Source organism: Acinetobacter sp. YH12052 (assembly GCF_013419835.1).
GTDB classification, from domain to species: Bacteria; Pseudomonadota; Gammaproteobacteria; order Pseudomonadales; family Moraxellaceae; genus Acinetobacter; species Acinetobacter amyesii.
In genome coordinates, this window is the sequence record NZ_VOZI01000018.1 from 53,216 (window position 1) to 66,522 (window position 13,307).

The 13,307-nt window shown below is 40.3% G+C and carries 16 protein-coding genes, 1 rRNA gene and 1 pseudogene; 12 read left to right on the forward strand and 6 right to left on the reverse strand.

What is annotated here, in order from left to right:
- Nucleotides 1-20 precede the first annotated feature (20 nt).
- Nucleotides 21-1,070 carry a hypothetical protein gene (locus FTU06_RS13535; protein WP_111885438.1) on the forward strand — a complete coding sequence of 350 codons (1,050 nt, stop codon included), beginning with the start codon at nucleotides 21-23 and terminating at the stop codon, nucleotides 1,068-1,070.
- On the opposite strand, the gene FTU06_RS13540 is transcribed toward FTU06_RS13535, so the two are convergent.
- Entirely contained in the window at nucleotides 1,057-1,914 is an 858-nt protein-coding gene (locus FTU06_RS13540; protein ID WP_180147162.1) for a PHP domain-containing protein, read from the reverse strand. The genes FTU06_RS13535 and FTU06_RS13540 overlap by 14 nt on opposite strands.
- 44 nt (nucleotides 1,915-1,958) lie before the next feature.
- Between FTU06_RS13540 and FTU06_RS13545 the strand changes: the two genes are divergently transcribed.
- Genes FTU06_RS13545 through mnmC form a run of 4 tightly spaced genes read left to right on the forward strand, consistent with a single transcriptional unit; the run spans nucleotide 1,959 to nucleotide 5,406 of the window.
- Entirely contained in the window at nucleotides 1,959-2,570 is a 612-nt protein-coding gene (locus tag FTU06_RS13545; protein WP_078191311.1) for an inner membrane-spanning protein YciB, read from the forward strand.
- Between the two features lie 28 nt (nucleotides 2,571-2,598).
- Nucleotides 2,599-2,901: a YciI family protein gene (locus FTU06_RS13550; protein ID WP_078191312.1), complete on the forward strand. Its 303-nt coding sequence runs from the start codon at nucleotides 2,599-2,601 to the stop codon at nucleotides 2,899-2,901.
- Nucleotides 2,902-2,906: 5 nt separating this feature from the next.
- Nucleotides 2,907-3,422, forward strand: coding sequence for a hypothetical protein (locus tag FTU06_RS13555; RefSeq protein WP_180051222.1), 516 nt, complete (start codon nucleotides 2,907-2,909; stop codon nucleotides 3,420-3,422).
- Nucleotides 3,423-3,459: 37 nt separating this feature from the next.
- Nucleotides 3,460-5,406 (forward strand): FAD-dependent 5-carboxymethylaminomethyl-2-thiouridine(34) oxidoreductase MnmC, encoded by a 1,947-nt coding sequence (mnmC, locus tag FTU06_RS13560; RefSeq protein WP_180147164.1) that lies wholly within the window; start codon nucleotides 3,460-3,462, stop codon nucleotides 5,404-5,406.
- Between the two features lie 44 nt (nucleotides 5,407-5,450).
- On the opposite strand, the gene FTU06_RS13565 is transcribed toward mnmC, so the two are convergent.
- A complete protein-coding gene (locus tag FTU06_RS13565) occupies nucleotides 5,451-5,765 on the reverse strand; it encodes a rhodanese-like domain-containing protein (protein WP_078194202.1) in 315 nt (104 codons plus the stop codon).
- Nucleotides 5,766-5,857: 92 nt separating this feature from the next.
- On the opposite strand from FTU06_RS13565, the gene FTU06_RS13570 reads away from it, so the two are divergent.
- From FTU06_RS13570 to FTU06_RS13580, 3 genes are all read left to right on the forward strand, one after another.
- Entirely contained in the window at nucleotides 5,858-6,346 is a 489-nt protein-coding gene (locus FTU06_RS13570; protein ID WP_078194203.1) for a YajQ family cyclic di-GMP-binding protein, read from the forward strand.
- 27 nt (nucleotides 6,347-6,373) lie between these two features.
- The gene (locus FTU06_RS13575; protein WP_180024582.1) at nucleotides 6,374-6,877 is read left to right on the forward strand and encodes a DUF4442 domain-containing protein; all 504 of its coding nucleotides are present in this window, start codon (nucleotides 6,374-6,376) and stop codon (nucleotides 6,875-6,877) included.
- Nucleotides 6,878-7,009: 132 nt separating this feature from the next.
- The gene (locus FTU06_RS13580) at nucleotides 7,010-7,510 is read left to right on the forward strand and encodes an ester cyclase (protein ID WP_180147166.1); all 501 of its coding nucleotides are present in this window, start codon (nucleotides 7,010-7,012) and stop codon (nucleotides 7,508-7,510) included.
- A gap of 66 nt (nucleotides 7,511-7,576) precedes the next feature.
- Here the strand turns inward: FTU06_RS13580 and FTU06_RS13585 are convergent, their stop codons facing one another.
- Genes FTU06_RS13585 through FTU06_RS13595 form a run of 3 tightly spaced genes read right to left on the reverse strand, consistent with a single transcriptional unit; the run spans nucleotide 7,577 to nucleotide 9,346 of the window.
- A complete protein-coding gene (locus FTU06_RS13585; RefSeq protein ID WP_078191328.1) occupies nucleotides 7,577-7,996 on the reverse strand; it encodes an acyl-CoA thioesterase in 420 nt (139 codons plus the stop codon).
- Nucleotides 7,997-8,017: 21 nt separating this feature from the next.
- A complete protein-coding gene (gene trxC / locus FTU06_RS13590) occupies nucleotides 8,018-8,449 on the reverse strand; it encodes a thioredoxin TrxC (RefSeq protein ID WP_180147168.1) in 432 nt (143 codons plus the stop codon).
- Nucleotides 8,450-9,346 (reverse strand): alpha/beta hydrolase, encoded by an 897-nt coding sequence (locus FTU06_RS13595; protein WP_180147171.1) that lies wholly within the window; start codon nucleotides 9,344-9,346, stop codon nucleotides 8,450-8,452.
- Between the two features lie 124 nt (nucleotides 9,347-9,470).
- On the opposite strand from FTU06_RS13595, the gene FTU06_RS13600 reads away from it, so the two are divergent.
- The 4 genes and pseudogenes from FTU06_RS13600 to FTU06_RS13615 all read left to right on the forward strand — a co-directional run bounded on the left by FTU06_RS13600 (nucleotide 9,471) and on the right by FTU06_RS13615 (nucleotide 13,081).
- Nucleotides 9,471-9,806 (forward strand): TIGR01244 family sulfur transferase, encoded by a 336-nt coding sequence (locus FTU06_RS13600; protein WP_078191321.1) that lies wholly within the window; start codon nucleotides 9,471-9,473, stop codon nucleotides 9,804-9,806.
- Nucleotides 9,799-10,221: a beta-lactamase hydrolase domain-containing protein gene (locus FTU06_RS13605; protein WP_180089777.1), complete on the forward strand. Its 423-nt coding sequence runs from the start codon at nucleotides 9,799-9,801 to the stop codon at nucleotides 10,219-10,221. The genes FTU06_RS13600 and FTU06_RS13605 overlap by 8 nt, the downstream gene beginning before the upstream one ends.
- A 203-nt stretch (nucleotides 10,222-10,424) precedes the next feature.
- Nucleotides 10,425-11,624 (forward strand): annotated as a pseudogene (locus tag FTU06_RS13610) (hypothetical protein).
- A gap of 83 nt (nucleotides 11,625-11,707) precedes the next feature.
- The gene (locus tag FTU06_RS13615; protein WP_180147173.1) at nucleotides 11,708-13,081 is read left to right on the forward strand and encodes a dihydrolipoyl dehydrogenase; all 1,374 of its coding nucleotides are present in this window, start codon (nucleotides 11,708-11,710) and stop codon (nucleotides 13,079-13,081) included.
- Between the two features lie 121 nt (nucleotides 13,082-13,202).
- Here the strand turns inward: FTU06_RS13615 and rrf are convergent.
- Nucleotides 13,203-13,307 (reverse strand): 5S ribosomal RNA (rrf, locus tag FTU06_RS13620); the annotation flags it as partial.

Sequence of the window (13,307 nt, forward strand, 5' to 3'; positions counted from 1 at the left end):
ACCCATAATAAGGAAAAATCATGAAAATAAAAAAACGGATTTTCACTTATAAGCCACAACCGATTCTGCATCCTTGCAAAGCGCTTGCTGTGATTTTCATGTTCGTTGTGTTGCTGTTTAGCATCGCATTACTCCTAGCATGGCAAGGCATATTATTCACATCATGGCAAAGCAATTGGCAATTCTTATTCCTGATGAGTGCTCTATTTGTCATCAGTATATTTCGTGACAAATCGCAAAGAATCAAATTTCCATTTTGGATTCAACAGCATTTGATTGATCCCAAATTGGCTTTGGATTTAAAAGAACACGCCTTACGCAGTTCAGATGCTGTGATTGTGGATTATCGAGAGGTCCGTGAACATTGGTGGCAAGGCAAACAGCAACAATTGCTCTTAAAGCTCAATGAACTTGAAGAGGCGAAATGGTTTAGCGTCGATCTCCATCAAGTCTTTGCGAGTACTTTGTTTTTAAACATTCATGTGCAATTGAATTCTGCCCTCATTGGGCAACAGATTTGGGTGCATTATTTGGCACGTACGCGCACCATCGTGCAGTTATATGCGCATGATCAGCTTGATGATTTTCATCAAATGAAAAACTACTTTGCCATGCCCTATACGGGGAATATCTATTTTGAGCAGATTCCAACACGGCTTACGTTGGATTTACCTTATTTATCGGAAATTCATGCCGTTCGTGAAGAAGATCAACCCGGTTATCTCCTCAAACTGAAAACCAGTTATGGGCAGAGCTATCGTATCAGTTCACAGGCACGGCATTTTGATAAACTCGAATTGGCACTCTCAAGCGCCATTGATTTTATTCCTTATCGCAATTTTAAACATCAACCTACCATGCAATCTGCCTTGCTGACCAAGAGGCATCCTCAACGCGTGACAAGTCTACTGTTGTGCATAATCGCCATCAGTGTTTTTATCATCGCGTTTTTGTTCAAGGCATGGTTCTGGGCATGCGTTGCCGTGGGCTGCCTCTATCTGCTTTACCGTAACATTCAGCATTATCGAACTTCACCGTTTATCGAAGATCCTGATGTCAATGTGACTTAAAACTGTCCCAGATTCCAACTTGCCCTTCTTTCACTCGAGGGATGTTGCCGAGTTTAATCCATGGCATATTGTCGCCATGAAAATCACTGCCAACAGAAACTTTTAAGTTAAAGGCAGCAATCATGCGATCCACCATTTGACGAGTCGATAATGGCTCAATTGCCGGTGGTAATTCCACCGCATCGCCGCCCGCTTCTGCAAAGATTTCGATCAAATAACGAATATTGGTCGCAGATAAATCATAACGCGTCGGATGCGCCAACACTGCAAAGCCACCACTGGCATGAATCACCTCAATGGTTTCAGCAAGACTCGGACCTTCAAATTTTACAAAGGCTTTTTTGCCTTCTTTAATATATTTATCAAAAGCTTGTTGTGGACGTGAAACTACCCCCTTTTCCACCAAAGTTTTGGCAATATGCGTGCGTGTCACCCGATCTGGTATATGGTCGACTTTAGCAATCACATCGCTATAAATATCTTGACCAATTAACGGTATCAATAAGTCACAAATCTGCCGAGCACGTTCCGCTCGAATACGCTTTTGATCCATTAATAAGGCTTGTAAGGGCGCAGGATTTTGCATATTTAAAGCGACGATATGCACACCATAACTTTTTTTGGTCGCAGGTCTCGACCACTGGCTGGAAATCTCCACGCCAGAGATTAATTGCAGCTTTAATTCATGCGCGACCTGCTCTGCTGCCAACAATCCGTCCATCGTATCGTGATCAGTCAAAGCCAGCGTATGAATTCCAATAGCACTTGCGGCCTGCACCAAAGCCTCTGGTGACAAAGTACCATCAGAAATATTACTGTGTGTATGTAAATCTACGCCTTGCATCTCTATACTATGTCATTTATTTGATCAGATTTAGATACTCTAACATGAAAGCACTTTTAGACTTTGTGCCACTCATTATTTTCTTTTATTTATATAAAACTGTAGATCCAAAAGATACGCAGCACCCATTATTACAATTGATTGGTTCTGCTGGGGGTGTCGATAACAATAACATTCTTGTGGCAACATCAGGTCTCATCATTTCCATGCTTGTGGTTTATGGTGCATTGTTTGTCATGCAAAAATTCCGTCTAGATAAACAACAATGGATTGTGTTGTTCATGACCGTGATTTTTGGTGGTATTACCCTGATGCTAAGCGATGATTTTTATATTCGTTTAAAAGCCGTTTTACTGAACTTAGTTTTTGCTGGGGCGTTTTTACTTTCTCCACTATTTAGTAAAGATAAGAAACCACTCATCGAACGTTTATTTGGTCCAGTCTTAAATTTAACCGCTGTCGGTTGGAAACGATTGAACTATGCATGGGCTGCAATGTTCGTGGTGATGTCATGTTTACACACCTTTTTCGCTTATTTGTTTGCAGACGGAAAATATTGGGGTGAATTCACTGCTTTTGGTGACATGATCGTGATGTTTTCCTTTATCATTATTCAGTTTATTGTATTACGTAAATACTTTAAGACCTCAGAATAATCCATTCGGTCAAAAATCAGGAAAAGTCATGCCATTATTCGTCGTAAGCTGTACAGATAATGAAGGTACAGTGGAAAAGCGCCTTGCGGTTCGTCCTCAACATCTTGAACGTCTACAAAAACTTGATGATGAAGGTCGTCTGATTGTTGCAGGTGCGATGCCTAAAGATCCGGCAAACCCGCAAGCTGGTTTTTATGGCAGTACGATCATTGTCGATTTTGATAGTCGTGAAGCCCTAGACCAATGGTTGGCAGATGAACCTTTCCTCAAAGAAGGGGTTTATGGCCAAATTGATGTCAAACCATTTAACAAAGCATTTCCTAAAGGATAAGGTTCATGCGCGTCGTTGTTTCTAGTTTACTGGGCTTATCTTTAATTTGTTCAACTGCATGGGCTGAAGAATCGGCTCCTGCACCTGCTGTAGCCCCTGCTGCTCAAGCAACGACTGCAACACCTCCTCCCAATTCTGTGCCGCATACCATTCCTGCCAATAAACCGGGCATCATTAAAGTGGCGGCAACTGTCAATCCCAATGGTCAACCTCAAGATGCAAATCCATTGACCATTGAACAACTGGCAAAAAATAAAGCACTGCAAGATGCCAAAGTCAAAGCGATGGTCAAAGACCAATCTGTACGTTTACAACAGTTAGAAAAAGCTAACCTTGAAGCCTTGGCGCAAAACCAAGAATTACAACTTAAAAATGATAGCTTGGGCGTACAAGTACAAGTGCTACAAAGTGAACGTAGCGCGCAGATGTTTTTATATGGCGGGACCACACTTGGTGTTGGCGTGATTTTAGGTTTCTTATTGGCCAGTTACGTCTATACCAAACGTCGTCGTCAATGGTAATTCGTTTTTCTACTTCAATTTAAAGGTTGCTTGAGTTTTGTCAGGTGCAATTCAGACTGCCGATCTCGATTGGCAAATGATCGATGGCATTGATATTCCAGTGTCTAAACAGTTTGGTGATGTGTATTTTTCGAAGGACAACGGTCTGCTCGAAACACGTCATGTGTTTTTAAAAGGGAATGACCTCGACACTCGCCTTGCGGCACTGACTGATTTTGAATATTTCTGTGTCGGCGAAACAGGTTTTGGTACAGGCTTAAATATTTTGGCCCTGTGGCAATTATGGCAACAGGTTCGTCCAGATAATCACAGTCATCTGCATGCTATTTCTGTAGAAAAATTCCCTTTATCTAAAGTAGACCTCATTCGTGCATTAAATGCATGGCCTGAATTACAACCTTTGGCACAGCAACTGATTGCGCAATATCCTGAACCGATTGCGGGATGTCATCGACTCAATTTTCCAGAAGAACGTTTTTCAATTGATCTTTGGTTAGGCGATGCACACGACGTTTTTCCTGTCATGGCAAAAACTGCTACAGTCAATGCATGGTTCTTGGACGGTTTTGCACCCGCCTGTAATCCTGACATGTGGGAAGAAAACGTACTCAAAAATATCGTGCGTCTATCGGACATTGGGACGACCTTCGCCTCATTTAGTGTGGCAGGTGTACTGAAACGCGGCTTACGTGAGCATGGTATTACCATTACACGACCACGTGGCTTTGCTCATAAGCGTGAAATGCTCAAAGCTTTTTGGCTCGCACCTGAAAGATCAGATGATCAATCCGAAGTTGCTAACCTTCCCACTTTAGACGAAAAAAAAAATTCTGAAATCACTGTAGGTCATAACCCTCGTCAAATCGCAATTATTGGCGCTGGCATCGCAGGTTTAAGCTGTGCTTGGGCATTTGCTCAACGCGGGCATCAAGTGCGTATTTACGAGAAATCAGCACCACTCAGCGGTGGGTCGGGTAATTCTCTTGCTCTACTCAACCCTAAACTCTGTCCAATTGAACAAAGTGCTGAGCATCTGATGACCCTCAGTTGGTTATATGCGCTCAAGCATTATCAAAACTTCAAGGCATTTCGTCCCTTACAGATTCACCAATCTATTTTAAAAAATAAAGCAGAATACCTTGATTTAGCTCAAGCTTATCCTTCAGAGGTGTTAGCTGCTGAAGAAGGCACGCCAAATCAATTAGCTTCAGTATTTCCAACCCTGCTCCTCAAACAAGCAGGCGCGGTCAGTCCACATCAGCTTCGTGACCAAATCTTGGCACATCCGCACATTGAATTGTTACAAGCAGATATTCAACGCATTGAGCAGCAACAAAATGGCGTTGCGCTATTTACACAGGATCAGCAGCTTCCATCTGTCGAACATGTCATTCTCTGTGCAGCACGTGAAAGTATGCAGCTACAAACAGATTATCCAGAGCTGCGTGCCATTCGTGGACAAGTCAGTTGGTTGAACAACCCCGCTCAACAAATGGATATGCATACCGCCTATAGTTATGGAGGCTATTGTATGCAACTGGATGCCGAACAGATGATTATGGGCGCGTCATTTTATCCCGGCCGTGATGACACCGACGTTCTCACCGAAGACCATGTGCATAACTATGAACTTATCCACAGTGTGTTCCCTGACTTTGCCAAAACCTTAGCACCGATTGAGCAATGGCATGGACGTGCTGCGATTCGCGCACAGACGAAAGACTTTTTCCCGGTAATTGGTGCAGTCCATGAAGATCAGCACATTTATAGCTGTAGTGGACTCGGTTCTAAAGGTTTCCTGTATGCACCGCTCTGTAGTGAAATCATTGCCGCGCTAGTCTTAAAAGAAGCCTGCCCTATTCCAACACAGCTACTCGATAAAATTCATGCAGCACGTTTTATACGACGCGCCAAAGCGAAACAAAAAACCAAGAAGCCTTATTTTCAAGGTCAGGTGCCCTCAGCACCACCTCAAGAAAAATAACTTGCAATAAAAAAGCACCTTTCGGCGCTTTTTTTGATTCGATCTTATTTCCCTTGTTCCAAAGGAAGACCGGCATCACGAGCAGCACGCGTGCCGCCCATTAAGATTACATATTCACGTGAGCTGTCAAAACCCTCTAGTAACTCTGCTGCACGTGGAGCTTTACTTCCGCCACCACATAAAATGTAAATGGGTTGATCCGTTGACACCTGAGTCAGTGCATCTGATGACAATGCGTTGATCGGTCGGTTAACCGCACCTTTCACATGTGCTTCAGCATAAGCACTTGCATCGCGAACATCCCAGATAATCGAGTCTTCTGGGAACTCAAATGTTGTAATTTCTTGTTTACGGATCATTGCGCACTCCTTTTGATGTAAACAACACTTGGCAAATGAAGAAAACATCCCTAGCATCTCAGATATTCTTTCCCTTTGTAAAGGTCTAATCTATGCCTTCTTTTGATATTGTTTCCGAATTAGAAGTTTTTGAAGTAAATCATGCAGTTCAAAACACGCAAAAAGAAATTGCGACGCGTTTTGACTTCCGTGGTCAAGACGTTTCAATTGAGTTAAATGAGAAAAATAAGGAAATCAAAATCTCAACAGAAAGCGATTTCCAATGTGAGCAAGTGTATACCATGCTCGAAAATCATTTCTTCAAACGTAAAGTTGACATTCAAGCACTCGATCCACAAAAAATGACCGCTTCTGGTAAAAACGTCATTCAAGTGATCAAACTAAAAGACGGTCTTGACTCTGATACTGCAAAAAAAATCAATAAAGCCATTAAAGAAAGCGGCATTAAAGTGCAATCTTCTATTCAAGGCGACAAAATTCGTGTGACTGACAAGAAACGTGACACTTTGCAACAAGTGATGGCGTTCTTAAAAGAGCAACAGTTTGGTGTGCCGCTTCAATTTAATAACTTTAAAGACTAAGGCATTACATTTGCCATAGAGGACGACATGACACGACCAAACCGCCTACATAAAATCGTAAACGCATCATCTAAATTACCGAAAGGTCTTCAGAGTCGTTTGCTCAGTCAAGCATTTGGTCGCGTCGTGCCTATGGTCGGTACCGCTAAAATTCGTTATCAACATGTCAGCCCTGAGCGTGTTGAGGTGAGCATCGCCAATCATAAGGCGATGCAAAACCATATCGGGCAAGTACATGCCTGTGCCATGGCGCTGATCGCAGAAACAGCCACAGGCTTTGTCACAGCAATGAACGTCCCAGACAGTGCCATTGTCCTGATTAAAAGCTTCAAAGTTGATTTTAAACGTCCAACCCAAGGTGGGATGAAAGCCATCGCAACGCTTACACCCGAACAGCAACGACAAATGCAAAGCACAGAAAAAGGTGAAACCTTAGTACAGGTCTTAGTCACCGATGAATCTGGTGAAGCACCGATTCAATGTGAAATGCTTTGGGCTTGGGTGGAAAAATCTGCTCTGAAAAATAAATAAATGTAAATAAAACTTACTTTTAAGTAAGTATAAGTTTTACCAAATTTCAGCAAAATCAAGACTGTTTTTTACTATTTATACGCCCTAATTCCGCTCAATATGCTTGCACGACACAAATATATTGAGCACTTTATGAAAAAAATCATTCCCCTTTCATTCATCAGTATGGCGGTGTTTTTAACTGCATGTCAAAGTACTATTCCTGCAACGCCAACAACTCCAAATCAAACGGCTGAAAGCAATATTCAAACCAGCCAAGCGGCGGAAAATAAGAAAATCGTGATTGATTTTTATGAAGGTGTCTTTCTTAAACATCAGGTTAAGACATATGCTGACCGATATATTGGCAATCAATATATTCAACATAATCCGCATGTACCTGATGGCAAAGCGCCTTTTGTCGATTATTTCACCCAGTATTTTAAACAAAATCCTGAAGCAAAAAACCAGATCAAACGTGCTGCTGCCGAAGGTGATTTGGTCTATTTACATGTGCACTCTACGCAAAATAATCAAGACCGAGGAGAAGCCATTATTGATATCTTCTGTGTTGAAAATGGTAAGATCGTCGAACATTGGGATGTGCAACAGAGCATTCCTGAAACCAGTGCCAATTCAAACACGATGTTCTAATTTCTCAGTCACTATTCATAAAAAAGCCACTCGATTGAGCGGCTTTTTTATTACGTCTAACTTTAATTAAGCTTGATCTGCAGCAAATTTAGCTTTTGCATCCGCAGGAATTTGACGCTTAGCACCTTTCACATCCACAGCGACAAATGTAAACACACCTTCGGTTACGCGAATAGGATCTCGTGAGCTGTCATGACTATCCCAAACTTCAATCTGCATTTGGATAGAGGTATTACCCACTTTTAAAATTTTGGTATATACACTGATGACATCCCCGACTTTCACTGGAACGAGGAAGGTCATTTGGTTAATTGAAATCGTTGCACAGCGTCCTTGACTGAAACGCTCTGCGTGAATTGCACCGGCCAAGTCCATTTGTGACACGATCCAACCACCGAAAACATCACCACTCCAGTTGGTGTCTGCAGGCATCGCGATGGTTTGTAGGGAAAGCGTTCCTTCAGGTTTTACATGAGTTTCTGACACTTTAGCTCCTGGCGCTGACATTTATTGAGGTAGATTTAACTGCTGGTTGAGCCATTGTTGTAACTCACCAGCACGCATTGCACCACTTATTCTAGCAATTTCGTTGGTTTTATTCATCAAAACCAGTGTAGGAATACTACGAACATTAAATGCACCGCTCAATCGAGGGTTTGCTTCGGTATCAATTTTGGCAAAAACCACCTTCGGATTTGATTTTGCAACTTGTGCAAAGTGTGGCGCCATCATCTTACATGGTCCACACCACTCAGCCCATAAATCGATCAGCACAGGTAAATCACTATTGCTAATAAAATTTGCAAAGTTCGTTTCATTCAACTCGATGGGCGCCAATGGAATCAATGCTTGGTGACATTGACCACATGCAGGTCCAACTTCGAGTTTTTCTTCAGGTACACGGTTTTTTGCACCACATTCAGGACACACAACGATCATTTAGCTGACTCCAACATGTTGATGTAAAAATTCTAATTGGGTTGCCATGGCTTTTTCAAACCATTGCCCATGATAAATATCAAAATGTTGCATTTCCCACTCATAATATTGCACATACGGTGCAATATTGGTCGCGGTTTCTCGGCTTGATTCGATGGGAATCAAACTATCTTCTTTGGCCGCAATAAAAAGTACTGGTATGCTAATTTTACGTACATCCAATATTGGGCGATAACGGATTAGCTTAAAAAAGGCCCGAGCCGGAATTTCTCCACTCCAATAAAAATCAGGATTTACAATCGATAAATAGCCCGCATAACTGTCTTCAGACTGTAAAAAACATAATCGATGTGGATCGACTACAGGCAAAGTCGTTGGGCTCATCCCAACTTTAGAACCCATATAGTCCTGACTCGATAATTTTAATGCTTTGGGTAATTGCTGTAAGGGATACAATTTTGCACTTTCAGCGCCGTCGACAAATGGAACTTGTACCATCAGCGCTTTAATATTTTTAAGCTCTGCCGCCAAACTAAGTACATAGCCACCACTCAGCGATGTTCCCCATAATACAATGCGTCTCGAATCAATCGATTTACGCTGCTGTAAATGATCAATCATGGTCCGCCAATCTTCAAGTTGAGCTTTAAGGTTCACCAACTCTCTCGGACGCCCTGTACTGCCACCCCAATAGCGATAATCAAACAATACGACAGCATAACCCGCTTGTACAAAGCGCTTTGCATATTGCACTAATTTAAACTGGCGTAATGCCGCCAAACCATGTGCCATAAGAATGACTGCAGGTTTTTCAACAGATTTTGGACGATAAAAGTCAGCAGCTATAACATCTTGTCCGCTTTTGACATACAGTGGTTCGACTGTATAGGCGTGCATACGCGCTCCATTGCGTTATTTTATGGTTGTAATCGCTTATAAAAATTTAAGAACAATCTGCTCAAGTTTGTGCTTAATGCTATCATAAAGCATAAATCTATGAATTAAATTATGGAGTGACTCAATGAGCGAAAATGTTGGTTTTGCAGGTCAAATAGGCCCAGAACATGTAGCGCAAGTGGTTGAAAAGGGCTTTAAATCGATTATCAATAACCGCCCTGACATGGAAGGTGGTCCTGAGCAACCAACCAGTGCTCAAATTGAAGAAGCAGCACGTAGCGCTGGTTTAGACTATGTTCATCAACCGGTTGTTGCCGGTCAAATTTCTGAGCTAGATGTCCGTAACTTTGCTAATCATTTTAATGAATTGCCAAAGCCAGTACTCATGTTCTGTCGTACAGGTAACCGTTCAAACAACCTGTATCAACTAGCAAAACAGATGGATCTTTTGGATGACTAAGGCTTTCATTCAAAAAGCTTTATTGATCGCGACTTGCGTCTTTTCAGCACCTACTTATGCAGATAATAACAGTCAGCTCTTAAATGCAAATTTAAGTGTCTCTGGACAAATGACCACAGATAAGTTTTCAAGTTTACTCAAACAACTTAAATTTAAATCTGTAATTGTTAATCGACCAGATAATGAGGCGGGCAATGAAGTGACTGTTTTACAGTTACGAGGCATTGCGGAAAAGTCTCATGTGAGTGTTGTGTATCAACCTGTGCAAAGCGGTAAAATTTCTCAAACAGACGTGAAAGAATTTGCCAAATATTATAATGAGCTCCCTAAACCCATTTTGATGATTTGTCGTAGCGGCTCTCGTTCGACATCTCTTTTCAATCAAGCTCAGGCTCAAGGTTTGCTCAAAGACTAAATTTATGTTCACCGTTTTATTTACAACGTTGTTGCTAACAGGGTGTAATTCTATGAATGTACGTCCAACTGTTGGTGTAAGTGTCGGGACTGCACTATAAAATGACGAATATAAAGATGGCGCTATTTGCGCCATTTTTTATGTGTGGTATCTTTACGCAATATAACTTTTTCTATACATAAATAACTATTTTGGGGTAATTCATGAAATTCGTTCAAGGGACACTTGTACTTACTTTAGCAACGATACTTACAGCTTGTGGTGGTGGCGGTAGTGATGGATATTTTAATAACGAAGGAACAGATTCTTCTAATCAAAACAATAACAATGGCGGTACAACAACTCCAACTGAAACAGCAAAAGCACAGTTAGATATTTTAAAACGTTAAGGGCAATATTTATTCGGTAATTATGATCCTAACGATGCATCAACAGCAAAAGGCTATATTGATCATTCAATGGATACATTTGCACAAGGCCCATTACAATTAAGTTTAGATATTAGAAAAATAAACTTAAACTCATATAAAAATACTTATCACTACAGAGATAAATGTTTCTATTTAAGTAAAACTGACTATAGAGCATGTTATGTTTTTATTGGCGAAGATATTAAAAATATCTTACCGGGTTATGACAACTGGGATTTCGATATTACAGCTAATGATCTAAAAAACATCAAATTACAACATGATGAAGTGACACCAAACTTAGAAGAATATGAATCCAATACTCGCATTTACGTATTTGAAAATGAAAATGGAGATAAAAATTTCCATGATGTAACAATTACTGGTGCATTTGCTTATCCATTTCAACAGTCTTGGGGAATACAACAAACTCAACAAAAAAGGTTTGTTTTAATAAATGGCAATACAAGCGACTATAAAATTACAACAACAGCAATAGTTACGGATCCAGAAACTGGTGATGATATTGAACGTGAAGTAACAACAGGTGCTATCAGTATTTACAAAGATCTCTCTTCTCTCGATGGAGATTTATACAATATTCAATCTGGATCAGGATTTAATGTATTAATTAACGATAACCCAAATATTCCTTTTGCAGAACCAATTTCATTCGTATTAAACTCAACACCAGGTACCACAAGTTCAGCAAGTTATCGTGTGAAAGCTTCAGGTGAACAAGAACTAATTTTACCTAGCATCACAACAATCGATGGGACTCGAGTTGAGAATGAAGCCTCTAGTTTAAATAGCCAGACATTTACTGGAAGCATTAAATTAACAGGGACGAACATTTTGAAATTTAAACAAGTTACAAGTGGTAGTCTTAGTTTTGAACATGCTATTAATGGAATAACATTCAAAGGTTCATCTACTAATAATGCAGGAACTGTAAGTACAAGTTTAACATTACCTTCTGGTATTAAATTTTAAGTGTAAAAAAATGCAATTAAACCCTCTATACTGAGGGTTTTTTTATATATTAGATCTAAACTCATGAAATGAAGCATATCCAAATGTACGACATCATCATTATCGGTGCAGGAACAGCAGGCATTTCAGCCTATAAAGAAGCAATTAAAAAAACACAAAATCTTCTTATCATTAATGATGGGCCTTGGGATACTACCTGTGCACGCGTCGGTTGTATGCCAAGTAAAATACTTATTTCTACTGCAAACCGGATATACGATATACAACACGCCGAAAATTTAGGACTAGATGTCAAAAGTGAAATTGACACCTCTAGAGTCATGCACCATGTTCAAACTTTACGTGATCGTTTTACAAGAGCCACGTTAAAAGATGTTGAAAGTTGGCCAAGCCAACATAAAATTTCTGGAAAAGCAGAATTTATTGATTCCAATACCATTCAAGTAAATAACCAAACATTTAAAGCCAAATCATTTATCCTTGCAGTAGGTACAACTCCTGCTATAGATACAGAACAAAAACAAATTTTAGGCGATAAATTAATTACGTCCGATCAAATATTTGAGTTAGAACAACTACCAAAATCTGTCGCAGTTATTGGAAGTGGCGTGATCGCTTTAGAATTGGCTCAGGCTTTAACACGGCTTAATGTAAACACCACTGTTTTTGCACGTAGTCGAAAAATTGGCTCACTGACTAGCCCCATATTACAAAAGCTCGCACAGGAAGAGTTAAGTAAAGAGTTAAAGCTAAAGTTTGAAATTTTACCTGAACATTACTCTGTTGAAGGCGATTTAGTTCATTTAACCTATACTGAAGAAAACGTACAAAAGTCGCTACAAGTTGACTATGTTTTAGCTGCAACTGGCAGACGTACATTATTAAATACCTTAGGTTTAGAACGTATAAGTTCAGAATTTAAAGATTTAAAAAATTTACCGATCAATCCGGATACAAAGCAGCTAGCCGATTATCCAATTTTTATCGTCGGTGATGCACATACCAATACCCCTATCCAACACGAAGCAGCTCATGAAGGCAAGTTTGCTGTACAAAACTGTTTAAATTTTCCACAAACTAAATCCATCAAGACGCTAATACCTCTAGGCATCTTATTTTCTACACCACAAATGGCAACCATTGGGCAAAGCTATAAGCATCTACAAGATAAAAACACAGAATTCGTCATTGGTTACGTTTCTTATGAAAAACAAGGTCGTGCGATTGTTGCTGCTAAAAATAAAGGGGCTGCCGAAGTATATGTGGATACAATTAACCATACACTATTAGGAGCTGAGCTATTCTGTGCAGAAGCTGAACATTTAGCACATTTGCTAGCTTGGATGATTTCAGAAGAACTAAGCATACATGAAATTTTGGATAAGCCTTTCTATCATCCAACTTTAGAAGAAGGGTTAAGAACTGCATTAAAGCATGCACGACGTCAGTTAAAATAATTTTATCGTTTTAGGTCGATTTATAGCGTTGGATTTCCAACGCTTTATTTTCGCCCCCTTTTATCTTTTTCCACGCATAAAAAAACACCCCCTGAGATATCAGGGGGTGTTTCGAATAATGAGCTGGCGATGACTTACTCTCACATGGGTAACCCCACACTACCATCAGCGCTAAGAGGTTTCACTTCTGAGTTCGGGAAGGGATCAGGTGGTTCACTCTTGCTAT

What these genes read in the sequence shown, in the direction of transcription:
- FTU06_RS13535 (WP_111885438.1), top strand. Translation starts at nt 21, where the DNA reads ATGAAAATAAAAAAACGGATTTTCACTTATAAGCCACAACCGATTCTG.
- FTU06_RS13605 (WP_180089777.1), top strand. Translation starts at nt 9,799, where the DNA reads ATGACTAAGGCTTTCATTCAAAAAGCTTTATTGATCGCGACTTGCGTC.
- FTU06_RS13615 (WP_180147173.1), top strand. Translation starts at nt 11,708, where the DNA reads ATGTACGACATCATCATTATCGGTGCAGGAACAGCAGGCATTTCAGCC.
- FTU06_RS13545 (WP_078191311.1), top strand. Translation starts at nt 1,959, where the DNA reads ATGAAAGCACTTTTAGACTTTGTGCCACTCATTATTTTCTTTTATTTA.
- trxC (WP_180147168.1), bottom strand. Translation starts at nt 8,449, where the DNA reads ATGATCGTTGTGTGTCCTGAATGTGGTGCAAAAAACCGTGTACCTGAA.
- FTU06_RS13575 (WP_180024582.1), top strand. Translation starts at nt 6,374, where the DNA reads ATGACACGACCAAACCGCCTACATAAAATCGTAAACGCATCATCTAAA.
- FTU06_RS13555 (WP_180051222.1), top strand. Translation starts at nt 2,907, where the DNA reads ATGCGCGTCGTTGTTTCTAGTTTACTGGGCTTATCTTTAATTTGTTCA.
- FTU06_RS13600 (WP_078191321.1), top strand. Translation starts at nt 9,471, where the DNA reads ATGAGCGAAAATGTTGGTTTTGCAGGTCAAATAGGCCCAGAACATGTA.
- FTU06_RS13570 (WP_078194203.1), top strand. Translation starts at nt 5,858, where the DNA reads ATGCCTTCTTTTGATATTGTTTCCGAATTAGAAGTTTTTGAAGTAAAT.
- FTU06_RS13540 (WP_180147162.1), bottom strand. Translation starts at nt 1,914, where the DNA reads ATGCAAGGCGTAGATTTACATACACACAGTAATATTTCTGATGGTACT.
- FTU06_RS13550 (WP_078191312.1), top strand. Translation starts at nt 2,599, where the DNA reads ATGCCATTATTCGTCGTAAGCTGTACAGATAATGAAGGTACAGTGGAA.
- FTU06_RS13595 (WP_180147171.1), bottom strand. Translation starts at nt 9,346, where the DNA reads ATGCACGCCTATACAGTCGAACCACTGTATGTCAAAAGCGGACAAGAT.
- FTU06_RS13565 (WP_078194202.1), bottom strand. Translation starts at nt 5,765, where the DNA reads ATGATCCGTAAACAAGAAATTACAACATTTGAGTTCCCAGAAGACTCG.
- FTU06_RS13580 (WP_180147166.1), top strand. Translation starts at nt 7,010, where the DNA reads ATGAAAAAAATCATTCCCCTTTCATTCATCAGTATGGCGGTGTTTTTA.